The following is a 17,789-nucleotide window of genomic DNA, read 5'->3' as shown; positions in this document are numbered from 1 at the left end:
ATTCTTTGTTGGTCGCGTGATCGCTCCGTTTTTATGGAGAATCTTTCCAAGGTCCGAGGGAATATTTTTCCGAAATCAATTTCAATTCCCCGAGAGTATACGGATCTCGGTTTTTGAATTCGGAAGTCGACATTCTTTTTTGCGATCGGGAAGAATCGTCGAAATCAACGACGGAAACGTCCGCTAAGAATTCGAATCCGTCCTTAAATCTGGATTCGTTTTCTTTTCCGAAAAGATTCCAAGAAATCTTTGTTTGGATCGTATAACCGTCCGCGGTTTTTTTAGAGCGGGCTTCCACATTCTTACCCGAAACTTTTTTACCATTGAGAAGAACGATCGTTTCTTCGTTTGGTTGAAGACGTAGGGAAATCGAAACCGACTTCGGACCGAGTTTTTTGCGGACTCCTCCATTTGTATCATAATCCAAAATGCTCGAGTCCGGATCCAAAACGATATCGATTCCGTCGCAATCGAAGGACATCGATGCACAAGAACGGATTTGATCGTCCGTAACGTTAACCGCAACTGCGATCGAATCGGTATTCCAACCCGACTTGACTCGAAACGAAAGATCCAACGGACCTTTCCAAGAAGATTGGCCTTCGCTTAGGTGATTCTTATCCTGAATTTCAAACGGAAGAGAGGGTAAAAAATCCCAAGATTCTCCGATTTCGAATCGGTTCTGCGATTGACTGGAGAATATTTTTTTAAACCGAACTTCTTCCCTCGGAGATGCGACTTCCCGTTCCGATTCCATTCTTCCCTCGTAACTCCGCGTTGAATCCAAGTTGATCCGATTGAAGGAATGTTTCAAACCGTCGCCGAAAGACGTATGATAACTGTGAGAATCCGTTCCGATCCATTGCCATCCCGATTTTTTCCAGCGGATCGTTTCCACGTTAGACCATCTCCAATTGGAGCCTCCGTATGAGGATACGAGTATCTTGTCTCGAATACATTTTAATCCGACATCGGGTTTTCCGTAAACTCCTCCGCAGGAATTGCAAGGGATCATCGGAATCATAGAATCGAAAACGTATTTTCCGTTTTGAGATCCGAGCGCGATCGCCAAAAATCCGTTTTGATCGGTTGCGGATTCGTTGGACGAATCTTCGGATTTGATCCGCATCGTAAGAGCTATGTCTTCGATTCCGTCCAAGTTGAAATCGTTTTTGCAGGATTCTTCACCGGAACCGAACTCGAACGAAAACGGAATATTTCTTTTTTTCCATTCTCCCGAGAATATCTTTTTTACCTGAAGAAGTTCGTCGTTTTCCTCTCCGGCTAAAACGAGATTTGCGTAAGAAAAAAAGAGGAACGCTGCGATTCCGAATAACGAAGCGAATGTGGAAACGGGACGGAACGGATTGCGAAAGGAAATTTGAATATTCATTGACCTATTCGTTTAACAAAGCATAATTTCGTATAACTCGAAAGAACTTTTTCGGTATCCGATTATGAGCTTTGTGCGATTTTCCGTCTGCCTATGTTGTTTACTTTTTTTATCCTGCGATTGGCTGTCGCCGACTCTGTTTCCGAAAGCCGAACGCGGAGTTTTGGATTTAACCGAATGGGATTTTGAAAAAAACGGACCCGCTCTTCTCGAAGGAGAATTCAAATTCTTATGGAAGAATTTTTCCTCCGAAGCCTGGCCTTCCGATTCGGACTTTGCAACCGTACCGAAAGCTTGGATCAAACTTCCCGATTCTCTGGAAAAAAAATACACTTCAACGGGTTATGCGACTTACTTTTTAAAGATCCGTTTGCCCGATTCTTATTTGAATCAGGAGCTCGCGCTTCAAACCGATATTTCCGAAACCGCATACGAAATTTATCTGAATTCGAAAAAACTCGGCGAAGTCGGAAACGTGGGAATCAACGCGGAAACTTCCAGACCGGAGTGGAACAAAAAGATTTTTTCGTTCTACAATACGGACAAAGAACCGGTTCTTAAAATTCTAATATCCAATTTTCATCATGCACGCGGAGGTCTTACCGGAAAATTTTTCATCGGTAAAAGTTCTTCGATCCAGTCCATCCGTGAAAAAAGACTGACCTTGGAGGTTTTCGTTTTCGGAAGTCTTGCGATCATGGCCTTGTATCACCTGACTTTGTTTTTTCTGAGACAAGAGGAGAAGTCGGTTCTCTATTTCGGTATATTATGTTTTATTTATTGTTTTAGGGCCATGAGTACGGGGGAGAATCTGGTTCAGATCCTGGTTCCGGGTCTGGATTATTCCGTTCATTCTAAGATCGTTTATCTTTCGTTCTACTTGACGGTTCCGGTTTTTGCCGCGTTTTTCCGTTCTTTATTTCCCGCGGAATTCAATTCTTATTTATATTACGGAATTCTAATGATTGGAGGTTTGTCCTCAGCGATCGTGGCGATAACTCCGCCCGCGTTTTTTACGGGAACGATCGACGCGTATTATCTCTTTACGTTTGTGGTTTTCTTTTACGGGTTTTATATTCTTGTAACTGCCATTCTTAAAAAAAGAAGCGGCGCGGTCCTTCTGTTGAGCGGTTTGCTCGTGTTCTTCGCGGTCGTTCTTCAAGACACTCTTTACAACAAAAGAATCGTCAACACGGGTTATTTTTCCCCCATCGGTTTGTTGGCGATGGTCTTTTCACAGGCTTATCTTCTTGCAAACCGCTATTCTCAGGCGTTCGGCGCGATCGTGGATCTCACGAAGTCGCTTAACAAAACGAACACTTCTTACGGGCTTTTTGTTCCGAGAGAATTTTTGAAAATCCTGAACGAACATAGTTTTATCGACGTGAAACTCGGAGACGTCGCCGAAGAGGAAATGACCATTCTTTACAACGAGATTCGGACCGCGCAGTTCCTCGGAGATCAGGCTTCCGCAAAGGAGAATTTCGAATTCATCAATTCTTATCTGGGCAAGGTCGGGCCTTTGATCCGCGATAAGAACGGATTTATCGATAAATATTTCGGAGACGCGTTTTTGTCACTATTCTCCCAAAAAGCGGAGGACGCGTTGGAAAGCGCGGTCGAAATCCAAAACATATTAAAAGAAATTAATATGAATCGGATCGGCAAAGGTAAGGAAGCCGTTCGAGTCGGCACGGGTCTTCACAAAGGACCGATTCTTCTCGGGACGATCGGAGAAAAGGAACGTATGGAAGGCGCGGTGATTTCACCGTCCGTTACTTTAGCGACTCGAGTCGGACAACTCTGCAGATTGTTCGATTCTTCCATTCTGATTACGGATCACGTTTTATTCGGTCTGGAGAATCCGGAAAAATATTCCATGCGAGTCGTCGATCGGATTCAACTGAAAGGTCATAACTCGGTCGTAACGATTTTAGAAGTTTTTAATGGACAATCCGAATCGCTTCTCGATCAGTTTATGGACACGAAAGAAGAGTTTGAACGCGGGATCGCGAACTTCAGACAAAGAAATTTCGAGGAAGCCTGCGTGATCTTCAATCGGGTTTTGGAAAGAAACAAAATGGATCAACCCGCGCGCTGGTATCTTGAAAAGTCGATTCATTATTGTCGATTCGGTTCTCCGAATAATTGGGACGGCATTACGGTTTTGGACGTTTAGAAAAAATCCCGCCCCTCATCGGGTCGAATATTCAACTTGACCGACTCGAAGTTCGAGGAAGAGAATCGAGAAAGACTCCATGACTTCAGAAAGTTTTTTTCAAAGACGAGTGTTTGTTCTTCTCGGACTCTTTTTTGTTTTAAATCATTGCGCGTCGGAATCGGAGCGTCCTCATATCTCCGCGTCTTCCGGCGTGATCGATCTTTCCTCTTGGAATTTCGAAGAATACGGCCCGGTCGCTTTACAAGGCGATTGGACTTTTCGTTGGCAAGAATTTGTTGAAAGCCCGGATATCGAACCCGAAAAAAACAGGATCATGCCCGTTCCCAAGGCTTGGACGCGAATTCAAGAATCGGAAGGAAAGAATTATCCGGGAACCGGAATCGCAACGTATTTTTTGAAAGTGATTCTTCCCGAAAATAAAAAGCCGCAGAGTCTTGCGATCTTAGCGGAGACTTCGGAAACCGCATACGAAGTTTGGATCGACGGAAATAAAATCGGCGCGCACGGAGCTCCGGGAAAAACCGCAGACACATCGACTCCGGAATGGAACGTGAAGATTCTTCCGTTTCAAATTCAAAAAAAAGAATTTTTAATACGAATTCCGATCTCCAATTTTTATCACGCACGCGGGGGTTTGACCGCGCGATTGATTTTGGGAAACGAAGATCAGATCATTCGTCTTCGGGAAAAAAGAATGACGGTGGACGTTTTTCTTCTCGGGTTCTTGGTCGCGATGGCCTTGTATCATTTCACTCTTTATTTTTTGAGAAAGAAGGACGCGGCTCTTTTATACTTCGGAACTCTTTGTTTCGTTTTTTGTTTTAGGGAGATCAGCACGGGGCAGAATCTGATTCAGGTGATTTTCCCGGACGTTTCCTATCACGTTCATATGAGAATCGTGTATTTGAGTTTTTATCTGATTCCTCCGATCACCACCGCGTTTTTGCGCGCTTTGTTCCCGGACGAAATGAGAAAGGAACTTCACTACGCGGTCGTTTTTATCGCTTCGATCTTTTCCTTGGTCGTGGTTTCGCAGGATCCGGTTTTATTTACGGGAACGATCGAATACTATTACGTTTTTACGTTCCTTTGTTTTGCCGTCGGTTTCTTCGTATTAATGCTTGCGTTAATCCGAAAAAAGCCGGGTGCGATCGCTATTATGATCGGTATGTCAGCGATTTTTCTCGCGTACAGTCAGGACATCTTCTACAACAAAAGAATCATTCCGACGTTCATTCTCGCCCCGTTCGGTCTGATCGCGCTTATCTTTTCCGAAGCGTTTCTTTTGGCGAAACGATATTCTTTGGCCTTCGACGCGGTCGAGGATATGTCAGAAAGTTTAAAAAAGGTGAATTCTTCTTACGGACTTTTCGTTCCGAGGGAACTTCTTAAAATATTAAATAAACATGATATTCTCGATATTAAACTCGGGGACATCGCGGAAGAGGAGATGAGTCTTCTCTACAACGAGATCCGCACCTTTTCCGAATTCGCGGAACAGATGGACGGAAAGGAGAATTTCGAGTTCATCAATTCCTTTCTCGGAAAAGTCGGGCCCACGATTCGGGAGCGCGACGGGTTTATCGACAAGTATTTCGGGGAAGCGTTTCTTGCGTTGTTTCCGCCCGAGCCGGAAAAGGCTTTGGAAAGCGCAGTTGAAATCCAAAGAATTCTGAGAGAGTTCAATCGGGAAAGAATCGCAAAAGGAAAAGATCCGGTTCGTTCCGGAAGCGGAATTCATACAGGGCCGATTCTACTCGGAACGATCGGCGAAGCGGAAAGAATGGAAAGTACGGTCATCTCCTCTTCGGTGAACGTCGCGTTTAAGATCGGTCAGTTATCGAGAATGTACGATTCTTCCCTGCTGATAACGGACTCCACTCTATTTCGCTTAACAAATTCTTCGAAATACTATTATCGCGTCGTGGACCGGGTTCAGATCCGTGATCAAAGAAGCGTTTATACGGTTTTGGAAGTGTTCAACGGACTTTCCGAATCTTTGATCGATTCTTACATGAACACACGCGAGGAATTCGAAAGAGGAATTCTTTTGTTCCGGGAAAAACATTTCGAAGAAGCCTGCGTCGTTTTCAACAGGATCTTGGAAAAAAACCGTGCCGATCAAGCCGCGCGAGTTTATCTGGAAAAATCCGTTCACAACTGCAGATTCGGGGTTCCCGAAAACTGGCAGGGAGTGACGGTCCTCGGCGATTGATTGAATATTCTAAAATTAGAATATTCTAATTTTTTACTTTGATTTCGAAGTCCGCCAGAAATTCTTCCTGAATCCTGGATTCGATCGCTCGTTCGCTTCGGGATTCCCGCACTAAGGAAATCGCTTCCTTTGCGTCGAGTTTTTCCTTCCAGATCGTATACGCGGCCGCCAGCGTTCCCGATCTTCCCAAACCTCCCACGCAGTGTATGAGTACCTTTCCGTTTTGTGAGATGGCTTTGTCCATCCATTGCAAAGCGGGGATCGCCTGATCGAACACGGGCGCGGTTTGATCCAAGACCGGACAATGATAGACGTTCAATCCGTGTCTTTCGTATTGATGTTTGAGATCCTTAACTCCGTATTCCGAAAATTCGTTTTCGGTCAACAGACAAAGTATATGAGTGATTCCTTCTTTTTGAATCGTGGTTATATCCTCTTCCAAGTTTCGATCCCGATCCTTTCTTCCCGGAAGAATGGTGAGACCGATCCTGGAAAGTTCCCGATTGTGTTGTTCCGTTTTGAGATAATCGATCCGAAGCGTTTTCGATCTTTGAATGTATTCCCGGATTCCTTCTATACAAAGACTTCCGTGATACAAGGCCCATTTTTTTTGCCACTCGTTCGATTCGTCGAAAGAAAGAGTATGCATGGCGTACCGAAGCGCGCCCGCGTGTAACTGATACGGATCGCGATCCATTCTTATCAAGGAAGGATAAAAAGAACGAAGATGTGCGATCACGGAATACGCTTTTGCGATCTTTGGATGTTTCCAAATTCTTTTGGAAGTTTCGGGAAGGGGAACTCCTAAGTCGGGGACTTTCATCAGTTCGTCGCTGAGTAGAATCGCTTCTCTCCATTCTTCCGCGTTTTGGATTTTCGTGAAGATGAACAGGATATCGTTTTCGAGTTTGATCAGATCCCTGAGAATATGTCCTTTGTGAGTGTGGAAAAAATCGATCAACCATACGTTGTTCTGCGCGTCCAGTATGATGTTGGCTCCGTTTAAATCCCCGTGAACATAGGAAGTATAATGAGCCACGGCCGCGTATTCTTTGAGAGAGATTAAATCCTCTTCGTAAAACTTACAGACGTTTCGGACAACAACGCCGGGTTCGATTTCGATCGTGTCGCCTTCGGCCGGTTTCCCGAGAATGGCTTCGGTTCTTCTGCGGACGCCCGGCGCATACTTTGATTGAAAATCATAATATTCTAATAAGTTTAACTTCTCTTGGGAGGCGGCTTCGTATAATTTTCCGAGTTGTTTTAAGAATACCACATCCGATATGGAGTTGAGTTCGGAGACGTTCTCCGAGTTCTCGAACGTTTTTTGAAACGTTCTTACGTTTCCTTCGAGCATCGCGGCGTAGCGGTATTTGATCGCGCCCCTCGCTTCCAGTTCGGCGAAGTCCACGATGGAAGGCGCGTTGTTTCCTAAAACTTCTTCGATTCTTTCAAAGGAGATCCTTTCTTTGGCGATCAAATCCCTCGGTCCGATCTTAATCACGGAAGGAACCTGATTGTGACCGATATGATCCACGGACTTGGATTTTAATACGACGTTGCCCGAAAATCCTCCGTCCAAACAACGGAACTCCACGTCTTTACAATCGCGGAAAAGATACAGAAGAAGTTTTTCGTCCGTATCTCCGATCTTGTATGAATCGTCGTAACGAAAATGATCCGTCGAAATTCTAGAATGTGTGATTCTTTTTTCCAAGTTGGGAACGGTCCCGCTCAAAAAGGAAGTGAACGCTCCTATGGAAGGAAAAATTTTCACTCCTAAGATTTCGCGCATCTGATCCAATGCGATAAAGTGCATTCCGATCGACGAGGAAGCGGTGAGGGCGGGGCAGATCGCCAACTCCCATTCGGGATAACGGGTTCTCAGATCGTATGCAAGAAATTGAATCTTCGCTTCGGTCCAAACACCCGTAAGTCCGACCTTGATCGTATGTCCTTTTAACGGTTTTAGGATTTCCTCCAAGGAAGTGTCCACGAAATCGTTCAAACCGGAAGCGTTTACGATTTCGTGTCTGTCCTTTTGATTTCCGATCCACGATTCGAAAACAAACTCGGCGCCTTTCGTGTTTTTGATACAATGAGAACCGAACTGAGCGAGATGTTCCTTTTGGGAAGAATCGGAAAGATCGTGCCAGTCTCGTATATGAACGATCCAAAGATCTTTTTTATCCACCGAATAAGCCCATTCTATCAAAGAATGAATCGGACCGTACTCGACCATCTCGCCTAAAAGACGTTTGGCTTCCTGATAACCTACGTGCAGTGCGTTCGGAAGCGGATCGTATTTTTCAATGAGAGCGGTAAAATCGTTTTGAAGACATTGGGTGAAAAGAATCGCTTTGGGAAGATGCATGAGTTTTTAAAAACAATCGATAGATCGGGTAAAAAACGGTATCTAAAAAACGAAAAAAGCAATCCGTTTTATCGGATGTTCGTTCCTCTTTTGAAAAAGAAAACGTATCAAAATAGAATAATATTCAAATTAACGATTCCTACTTAAATATGTTTTTTTAGTCCGTTTGTTAGATAAAAAACTTTTTTTTGTCATTTTGTTCATTTCATAAGCAATAATAGATTGACTGACGACTCGATTTCCTTAGATTACATTTTTCGAATGGTAGCCTATCTATGAAACGATTTGTTCTAATTTTAAGTTTAATTTCCGTTTCTTATGCACTTGCAGTGTTTTATTTCTCGGATCAGATCATTCATTTTAAGAAGAAAACCTTAGAAGAGGATAAAAAAGAACAGAACATCGCTTCTCTCGCCAAATTCGGTTTATACGACAATCCGACCGAAGTAACCATTCCTTTAAAACAAGTTACGATCAAAGCTTGGTTGTTCGAACCGAAACATAAGAACCGTTGCGGCTCCGTGATTACGCACGGTTATACGGTAACTCGTTACGCCGTTCTCAAATACGCGCAGTTCTTTTATCGTTTGGGATGTTCGTCGTTGGTTTACGACGTACGATATCACGGTTTGAGTACGGGAGAATCTTCGACATACGGTTATTACGAAAAGGACGATCTTCTCGAAATCATACAGTGGTTTAAAAACAGAACCGGATTGAAATCCTCGGAGATCGCGATTGCGGGGCAATCCATGGGAGCGGCGATTTCATTGCTTGCTCTTGCGAAGTCCGGGGAAAGATTCTCCTTTCTTCTTGCGGATTCCTCTTACAGCAAAGCCACCGTCGTGTTTCGAGAAAGGGCGGTCGTTCAATATTCTTCTTTGATCTTAACGATGTTGCCTTCCGCGATATGGCTCGCGTCGGTTCGATCGGGTGCGGATCTAAAGGATTCTTCTCCGGAATATTTTGCGGAAGATATAAAAACTCCGACCTTGTTGATGCACTCGGCTGCGGACGTTGCGACCTTGCCTTCTCATTCGGAACGGATCTTCTCCAAGTTGTCCGTAAAGGAAAAGGAAATTCACCTAACAACGTGGAATGCGAAACACAGCGAAAATTGGAACAGAAATCCGAAAGAATACGAACGGATCATTCGCTCCTTCATCATTCGTTACAGGATCGCGCCTTTTTACAATCTGATCGAACGTTAAGAGTTCCGATCCGAATCCGAATTGTTTTTTCCGTTTTCGGATTGTTGGCTCTGATAGTTGTCGATAAATCGTTTTATGATTTCGTAATCCAATACTTTTTGAACGATCCCGGATTGGATGATTCCCTGTTGGGTTTGTTTAATCATCTGATGAGAATTGTCCAAGAACTTCGCGTATTCGATATAGGTTTTATAGATCGGAGAAAGAATCTTATAACCCATCGTCTTCGGCAACGCCCCTTGACCGTCCAAATAACGCGACATGTCTCGATAGAGTTCGTTCCAACGCATCGGATCCAGTTTCAGACCTCCGTACGTTCCCACTCTTCTATGAACCATGATTACGTCCAAAACCAATTCTCTCGTTTTATGAAGAGTATATTTGATTCCCGTTTTTTCGAAACCCAATGGTTCGTACACTTTCCATAGATAAGGATCGGAAGCCGCAATGATATACGATTTGTTCGTGGTGATCAAAACGTGAAAGATTCTTTCGAAAATTCCCATGAGAATATCGCTTTTACGATAATCGTGGTGCATACACAAACCCACGACTTCGATCATGTCCTTCGGGTTGGGAAGTTTTTTGAATTCTTCCGGTTTGATATGTCTTTGCAGTTCGAAAGGAATGTCTTCTCCGTTCGCAAAGAATACGTTTGCGCTTCCGATCAGACGATTGTGATGCCAAGCGGTGATGATTCTGCAGTTCGGATCATACCAGTGGGAAACGTCCGATAGATCCGCTTCCTTGCTCAATTTTTTAACCGCGGAATATGCAAGTTTTCTTAACTTCAAAACTTCCACGTATTCCTGCTGGGACTTGACGAAGCGATACGTCATGATGTTTTTTATATTAGCGGTATTGAATCCGATTTTTCTAAGAGCGAACGGACCGATGTCGATCAATCGAAGAAAATAGCGCACGATCGCCTTTTCGGTGTTCTCCGAAAGAAAATCGATGTTCGCCAAAAAGCTGATTCCCCCCGCGATCGGACGAACCGCTTCGACTTTGGCGTGGATCGGTTCGTTGCCCGTGAATAGATTCAAGCTGAAAACGATTTCCATGGATGGAAAGATCGCCAGAGATTGATCGTAGTTTTCGATCAGGAATTGTTTTTTGGAGATTCTTTTTACTTTGATCAGAGAAGTCTGATCGTATAGAAACGGATGATCCATCAATCCGAAGAGCGGGATCTGATCCGAAATTTCCATAAGACTTTCAGCCTTATCGCCGAACATATCCTCGGAACCTAAGATCCGATGCAATCCCAATCGAACCGGTTGGGTATCCTTTTGCGATTTGTTTGCGACCCGACAGATGAAGTTATACGGGTTCGTGTCCTTGGGCGAAAGTCTGAAGTCCACCTGGATCGAAATGTTTTCCTTCAGTTCTTCGTTCGAAAGATTCAAATCTTGATCCAGACTTTCGATTCCGAGACCCAGGGAAGAATAATCCAAGACCTTAAATTCTTTCGTTTCCTTCCAGTTCGGATGCGAAGCGAAAAGAATGATATCCCCGCCCATACGAACGTCGATACGGCCGTGTTCCCTTCTTTCGGTGGAAGGGGCGTATTGTTTTACTTTTTTAATATTCGAAATTAAGGTGTCTTCACTGTTCACTGTGGTTTCCGTTATTCTCATAATATTTGGCCTCGTTGATCAACATCGTAGCGCGGCTGACGTCGCCCGCGGTCTGATATATTTCGGATAAATGTATTAGATTTTGCTTATGTTCCGGGTTTCTGAGTCTGAGTCTTTCTCCGAAGTCTGTGGCGTTCTTGATGTTTCCCGAATTCTTATAACACTTGGAAAGAATAAAGAGACAATCTGAATCCTCCGGACTCGTGTTGCTGTAATGAAGGGCGATTTCCGCCGCTTTTTGATATTGCTTTTTTTGAATATAGGCGTTGGTGAGAAGTTTGAGAATTTTTCTGCTTCTTTGATAGATCGGATCTTTTGCGAGAATCTCCTCGAGAAGGGGAATCGTATCGTCGTAGTTTTTCTGTTTGAATTCCTGATGCGCTTTTTTGTAAGCCTTGTTGATTTCTTCGGACTCTACGAGTTCGGCCGCTTTGTTCAATCTGTATTCGACTCGGATCAGGGAAATATCGTCCGTCACTTCCCCCGCGTTTTTGATCTGCTTTACGATCTCTTGAAGATTTCCGTTCGCTCTTTCCACACATTTCAAAAAGAGTTCCTCGTTTTCGTTCATGTTCGTACCGGATTCGTCTTGGATGAGAATATCGTCCCTTCCGTCAGAACCGATCAATAACACGTCGTTCGGTTGAAACTGAAACGTGTTGATGTGAAGACTCGTTTCCATATTGATCGGCATTCCGAGTTTTCTGTAAAAGAAACGATGAGGAAGAAAGTTCGCGACCCCGTCTCTGTAATAGGCGGGAAGCGGATGTTCCGCGTTCATATAATATAGAAGACCGGATTCTTCGTCGAGAAGACAGACGAAAACGGAAACGAGCATCGTTCCGTCAAAGCTCGTGAATATATTATGAAGTTCTATAAAAGTGTTCTTTAACCAGCGTTCGGGAAAAAGATTCATCACGTCGAAGGAATTTCTGGAACGTTCCAAGATCGCTTCGAACACGGAGCCGAGAACCAACGCGCCGCCCGCTCCTTGCATGGACTTACCCATCGCGTCTCCGTTGAGAATGACTGAATAACTTTTTCCTTTGAGAGTGATCTTACTCGAAACACAAAGATCCCCTCCGATTTCGGAAGCCCAACGTTTGAATTGGAATTTCTTTTTTTGTTCGGTTAAGAATTCGACGAACACGTTTTCCGAAGTGGATTTGTTCTGACCGAGAGGTTGAATCAAAAGAGAAGTGAGATAATAATCCGCGTCCTGTTTTGTTTTGAGTTCCTGAACCTTCTCCAAACTTTGTTGGAGTTCGTGCGTTCTTTCCACGACTTTCTCTTCCAAGGTTTCAGCGTAGTCCTTCAGTTTTTCCTGAGCGGAACGAATCGAAGCCACCATGTGATTGAAGGATCTGGATAAGAAACCGATCTCATCCTCGGCTTGCACAGGAACCGAAACCTCGTATTGACCTTCGTTGACTTCCTTTACTCCGCTCAAAAGAGACATCAAAGGACGGATCAATCCTCCGTGGAATAGATAAGGAAATAATAATAGAATCAACAACGCGGTGAATACGATCAATGTCGCCATCTTCAAAACGATGGAGTGAACCATTTCCATATAGGAAGAATACGGATAAGCGACTTCGTAGATGGAATCCCCGCTTTTAAACAGATAACGAACGAGAAGGATCGTTTCTCCGTTTGCGAGTTTTAAGGAGCGGTACATGCGATTGGAAACGGATACGGAAGAATTCTCCTCGATCCCGTAGTAGTCCTTCCATTCGTTTTTCGAGGACAAAACCTTGTTTTGAATCTTTTTAAGATATTTCCCCATTTCCGCCGCTTCGCTTTGAAACAGAAGTTTGGATTGGATCGCGTTGAGTTTTTTATGTTCCACTCGAAAGCCGGTGGCGAACAAACCGTCGCTTTTCGGCCTGGAAGAAACGTATAAAACATTGTCCGGAATAACAGATTTATCTAATTTGCTAATGTTCTTGATGATGGTTTCGATTTCTATGTTTCGCGCTTCGTCAAAATAGGTTTCGTTGATTCTGAACGTGATTCTTGAAACAACGCTGAGAATCGTCAAAGTGGTGACTAACGTGACCCCCACGATCTTAACCATAAACGAGGAAGGTTGGGGAGAATTGTTCAGATAAATGACCGTATAGATGAAGAGCTGAAGGCTCGTAGCAGAAGTAAGAATGAGCTGAAAATCGGCGAAGGAAATCTTATTGGCCGCGTACAAAACGTAGACCGCGGAAAAACAAGTGTGTAAAACGACTGCCCAACCGAAGGAACGGAGCATTCTCGCGTTCGGACTTAACAGATGAAGGAATTTCGTATCCGAGTTGTTTTCCGTTCTTCTGAATTCTCTTTCTTCGCTGATCGTCTTACGGATGATAACGGTAAGAATCCAAAGAAAGGTGAGGAAGTGGATCAAACCCATCGGCGCCGTGGACTGCGGCGTTTGAAATTCGAAAAGTTGCGTGTCGAAGTTGTAAAAAACTTCCGAATTAAGATTTTGTAATATATAATAGAGATATCCGTAGATTCCCAACGCCGCCAAAATAAAAAAGAAAACGTAGGATTCCTTTCTGTTTCTATTCTTAGGAAATGAATAGATAAACGAAAGAAGAACCAAATTCGAGAAACAAGTATAAAGAGCGATAAGAAAGCTGGCGGGTTTTGCAACGTCCTGAGTAAAAAGAGACGTTCTCATTACGAAGCCAACGTTGAGGATCAATGCAAAAAGGAAGTAACCGACTAACAACCAGGTTTGTTTCGACTTTCCCTTTAAGCTCAAGAGGTAAACCAAGAGGAACGCGGAGAAAATCGTTCCGGAGATGTAACCGATCGAGTAATAATTGAGCTGGAGAAAATTCGTCATTGTAAATCCCTTTTCGAATCAAAAGCGTGAAAAATTCTGAAGGGATATTAAATGGAGTTGAAATAATAGAGTCAAACGGTAAATTAATTTCCCCGTTGAAATTTGATTATTATAGAACGGACGAAATGAAAAGAAGCCGATGCGCATAGCGATCATTAGTTTATCAGTCTTTTATATTGGAAATTAGGAATATCGTATAAGCTAATATCGTAATTTTAATGCGCCGCAAAAATTAAACAATGTCATTTGATAAAAGAAGGTGAAAATGAACGAGTATGTAGGAAAGGATTATCTAAAAAAAGAATATTTGGAAATTCTTAAGAAGGGAAAACTTACGGAACAAGAGATCGACTTGTTTCTTCAAAAGAAACCGATCGGAGAGGACGTAATCATTCAGGCTTCGAGCGGAAGCACATCGGAACCTTTGTTGATTCCAAGGTCGAAATCGGACGTTGCGGACATAGCAAAGAGGGTCATTCGACCTTATGTCGAATTCTATCAGGCGTATCCCGAAAGAATCGCTTTGTTCGGCGGGATTTCTCATACGGAAGCGGCGGTGAAACTGCAGATGGGAGCGATTTCGATGAGATCGTTTCAACTCGACGAAGTGAATCAGTTAGACGGTTTTAATCCGCACGTCATCTCCTGTTATCCGAGCGTGATTCGAGAGTTGATCGACGATTCATCCGTTTCCCTTTCCAATCTGAAAGGGATCAAACTCGGCGGGGAAAGAATTTATTTCTCAGATATTAAGAAAATCTTTCAGAGATTTCCGGGTATCTTTCTGATCGAACAATACGGTTCCACCGAAATGCCCGCCGTTGCGTTAAGAACGTTTAAAAACGCGGAGGACGAATCCTTTTACGTTTTGCAGAAGGAAAGGTTTGCGTTTCAGATTCCTATGGAAGTCGACGGATGGCATCCTTTGATCGTTCAAGATAATTTCCCCGATCTTTTGTTTCCGATCGGAAAGTTCTACGATATGGGAGACGACGTATTTTGCAAAAACGGAAAGATCACGGACGTAAGAAGAAGAGGGGATCGTTCGTTCGAATATAGGGAAGAAGTGGAACAGCTTCTTAACTTGGGTTTGACCAACGTTCAGATCGACACGCAACAAGCGCAGGTTTTTTATTCGGGAGATTCTTCCTCGGACATAGGTTCCTATGCGATTAAGGGGAAAACCTATTCTCTCTTGAAACAAAAACTGAATCGGATTCATCCTTCTAATAAACTGCCCGTTTTGGTTTAAGGACCGTTCCATGCGCGATCCCGAATCGATGATCGCAATCAAAATAAAAAACCCCGAAGGCTTTCGCTTCCGGGGTTTTTTTTATCCGAAGAATCGGAGAGTTCGGTAAGAAATTATTTTCTTCCTAATCCCAGTTTATCGGCTCCGACGAGAATCGACATGTTTCCGGCCGGGTGTTTGTTTTCTTTCATCAATTGGTGAGAATGTGCGGTCTCGTTCCAAGTGAAGGTTTTGGAAAGACAAGGATCGACTTTTTTGTCGATGACCAGGTCGTTCAATCCCTTTGAGTTTTCGTCGTTCGCAAAGTGAGAACCTTGCAGACGTTTTTGTCTCATCCAAAGATAACGAAGATCCACGGTTGCGTTGTAACCTGTGGTTCCCGCGCAGATAACGACCATCCCGCCCGTTTCACAAACGAACATGGAAGTAGGAATAGTGGTTTCACCCGGATGTTCGAAAACGATCTTAGGATTGTTTCCTTTTCCGGCAATGTCCCAGATCGCCTTTCCGAATTCGCGAGCGGCTTTCGTCCATTCTACGAATTTTTCCGTCTTGTTGATTTCGGAAGTCAAAGCTCCCCAGTGGTTGAACTTTTTACGGTTGATCACGCCCGCCGCGCCGAGTTTCATACAGAAGTCGATTTTATCGTCTTCGGAAACTACGGCGATTGGAATTCCACCCGCGGCTTTTACGATCTGAATCGCCATCGCGCCGAGTCCGCCTGCGCCTCCCCAGATCAGAACCACGTCGTCTTTTTGTACGTCGTTCGGTTTCCAGTGGTGGAGCATTCTATATGCGGTAGCTCCTACGAGCATATAGGCGGCCGCTTCTTCCCAAGTGAGATGTTTCGGCTTTGGAAGACATTGGTGATCTTGAACCTTGCAGAATTGCGCGAAGGATCCCCAGTTGGTTTCATACGCCCAGATCAACTGAGAAGGTGCGAACATAGGATCTTTTCCTGCTTTCACCCAAGGATCGTTTTTATCCCAGATTCCGCAGTGAAGAACGACTTCGTCGCCGACTTTTACGTTCTTAACTTCGGCACCGACTTTATAAACGATACCGGATGCATCGGACCCGCCGATGTGAAACTTCTCGGGTTCGCCTTTTTTGTTTCTTGCGCCGATGACGTCTACGGGAAAGCCGAGTGCGGCCCAAACGTTGTTATAATTTACACCGGCTGCCATTACCGCGACGAGCACTTCGTCCGGAGCTATTTCTGGAACATCGATGAGTTCTTCCTGAATTGCTTTGATCGGATCGCCGTAACGCTCGGGACGAACGACCTGTGCATACATTTTTTTAGGAACCTGCCCCAAGGGTGGGAGGGTTCCGATTGGAACGGATTCAATTTGGCTCATGAGCACAGATTTCTGAACTTTGGTATTTGATCTACACCAATTTTGGTGGGAGTTCCTACGTTTTTTCGTTTTACAAACGAATGTAGGAACTCCTTCGAATTCGGAAGCGATTACTTTTTCAACTGAGAAGGATCCAATTCTCGGTTTGGAGAATTCTTAGAATCCAAAGGCCGGTTCAAAGTGTATTCTTTGAGAACTCCCTGTCTTTTTCGTTTTACAAACAAATGTAGGAACTCCTGCAAAATCCGGAAACAACTCTTGATACGCACGACCTTCTCCAAAACTCATAGGAGTTCCCACAAAACCGTCCGAAAGCATCAAAACAAAATTGCCTCAAACGAATCCAAAAGAGAAACTAACACTCCATGAATTCCGCTTCTCTCTCGTACATTTTGAGCCAAACCGCGCATCGACCTTGGCCTTTACCGACGACAAAGCCGTTTATGATCCAGTACTGGGAAGAATTGGCATTTTTACATTGGGAGATCCCGCAAAAATTCTTGGAAGAAATTCTTCCGAAAGGATTGGAAGCCGACACATATCAAGGAAAAGCTTATATCGGATTGGTGCCATTCCGAATGAAAGGGGTTCGGCCGATGTATCTTCCGCCTTTGCCGTGGATCTCAACCTTTCCCGAGTTGAACGTTCGTACCTATGTCAAAAGCCGAGGCAAGGATTCAAAACCGGGAGTTTATTTTTTCAGCTTGGATGCGGACAATCGTTTGGTCGTAGAGATCGCAAGAAATTTCTTTCATCTGCCCTATCTGAACGCGGATATAAAACTCAAAACAAACAAAACCCGAAAGGAATTTTTATGTCTTCGCAAAGATCGGCGCGCGAATCCGGGAGAATTTAACGCGACATACGAACCCGCATCGGAGGTCTATCATTCTTCCCCGGGAACCTTGGAGCATTGGCTCACCGAAAGATATTGTCTTTATAGTAACGATTCGCAAGGGAGAATCTATCGAGGTGAGGTGCATCACTTACCATGGCCGCTTCAAAAAGCGGAATACGCCGTTCGTCAAAATACGATTTTAGAAAGTCATAAGATTCCGCTTTTAAGTTCGGAGCCTTTGGTCCACTATTCGGATTCCATCAAGGTCGCGCTCTTCCCTTTGGTTCAAGCATCGTAACACGAAAGGATTAAAAGGCGAAAACAAGCCGAGAATCGACGAAAGATTTCCCATTTTTGCTTCGGAAAACGCGCGGAAAGGGTTTGAAAAAAAAATAAATTCGCGTCTATTGATGCATCTTATCAAAAGAGAATTCGTGGATTCCGAACGTTCCGTTTTTACGCGATCGATAGTTCGGAA

Annotated in this window: 10 protein-coding genes; 5 read left to right on the top strand and 5 right to left on the bottom strand. The window is 44.0% G+C overall.

Annotated features, from left to right (window positions below):
- Positions 1-31: 31 nt before the first annotated feature.
- Positions 32-1,393 (bottom strand): sugar-binding protein, encoded by a 1,362-nt coding sequence (locus LEP1GSC052_RS14330; RefSeq protein WP_010573564.1) that lies wholly within the window; start codon positions 1,391-1,393, stop codon positions 32-34.
- Positions 1,394-1,457: 64 nt separating this feature from the next.
- Here LEP1GSC052_RS14330 and LEP1GSC052_RS14325 point away from each other — a divergent pair, with 64 nt between their 5' ends.
- On the top strand, positions 1,458-3,572 hold the full coding sequence (locus LEP1GSC052_RS14325) for an adenylate/guanylate cyclase domain-containing protein (protein ID WP_010573565.1): 2,115 nt from the start codon (positions 1,458-1,460) through the stop codon (positions 3,570-3,572).
- Positions 3,573-3,651: 79 nt separating this feature from the next.
- Entirely contained in the window at positions 3,652-5,790 is a 2,139-nt protein-coding gene (locus LEP1GSC052_RS14320) for an adenylate/guanylate cyclase domain-containing protein (RefSeq protein WP_020986000.1), read from the top strand.
- Positions 5,791-5,815: 25 nt separating this feature from the next.
- On the opposite strand, the gene LEP1GSC052_RS21010 is transcribed toward LEP1GSC052_RS14320, so the two are convergent.
- On the bottom strand, positions 5,816-8,164 hold the full coding sequence (locus tag LEP1GSC052_RS21010) for a dual specificity protein phosphatase family protein (protein ID WP_020985615.1): 2,349 nt from the start codon (positions 8,162-8,164) through the stop codon (positions 5,816-5,818).
- Between the two features lie 275 nt (positions 8,165-8,439).
- Between LEP1GSC052_RS21010 and LEP1GSC052_RS14305 the strand changes: the two genes are divergently transcribed.
- Positions 8,440-9,375, top strand: coding sequence for an alpha/beta hydrolase (locus LEP1GSC052_RS14305; protein ID WP_020986174.1), 936 nt, complete (start codon positions 8,440-8,442; stop codon positions 9,373-9,375).
- Here LEP1GSC052_RS14305 and LEP1GSC052_RS14300 read toward each other — a convergent pair.
- A complete protein-coding gene (locus tag LEP1GSC052_RS14300) occupies positions 9,372-10,994 on the bottom strand; it encodes an N-acyl amino acid synthase FeeM domain-containing protein (RefSeq protein ID WP_010573569.1) in 1,623 nt (540 codons plus the stop codon). The genes LEP1GSC052_RS14305 and LEP1GSC052_RS14300 overlap by 4 nt on opposite strands.
- On the bottom strand, positions 10,984-13,860 hold the full coding sequence (locus LEP1GSC052_RS20745) for a SpoIIE family protein phosphatase (RefSeq protein WP_010573570.1): 2,877 nt from the start codon (positions 13,858-13,860) through the stop codon (positions 10,984-10,986). Before LEP1GSC052_RS20745 ends, LEP1GSC052_RS14300 begins: the two co-directional genes overlap by 11 nt.
- A 265-nt stretch (positions 13,861-14,125) precedes the next feature.
- Between LEP1GSC052_RS20745 and LEP1GSC052_RS14290 the strand changes: the two genes are divergently transcribed.
- Positions 14,126-15,112, top strand: coding sequence for a phenylacetate--CoA ligase family protein (locus LEP1GSC052_RS14290; protein ID WP_010573571.1), 987 nt, complete (start codon positions 14,126-14,128; stop codon positions 15,110-15,112).
- Between the two features lie 113 nt (positions 15,113-15,225).
- On the opposite strand, the gene ccrA is transcribed toward LEP1GSC052_RS14290, so the two are convergent.
- Positions 15,226-16,473 (bottom strand): crotonyl-CoA carboxylase/reductase, encoded by a 1,248-nt coding sequence (ccrA, locus tag LEP1GSC052_RS14285; protein WP_010573572.1) that lies wholly within the window; start codon positions 16,471-16,473, stop codon positions 15,226-15,228.
- A gap of 365 nt (positions 16,474-16,838) precedes the next feature.
- Here ccrA and LEP1GSC052_RS14280 point away from each other — a divergent pair, with 365 nt between their 5' ends.
- Positions 16,839-17,609 (top strand): YqjF family protein, encoded by a 771-nt coding sequence (locus LEP1GSC052_RS14280; protein WP_010573573.1) that lies wholly within the window; start codon positions 16,839-16,841, stop codon positions 17,607-17,609.
- Positions 17,610-17,789 lie beyond the last annotated feature (180 nt).

The organism is Leptospira kmetyi serovar Malaysia str. Bejo-Iso9 (assembly GCF_000243735.2).
Taxonomy (GTDB): Bacteria; Spirochaetota; Leptospiria; order Leptospirales; family Leptospiraceae; genus Leptospira; species Leptospira kmetyi.
The sequence above is the reverse complement of the archived record's forward strand: the minus strand, read 5'-3'. Positions and strand labels throughout refer to the sequence as shown.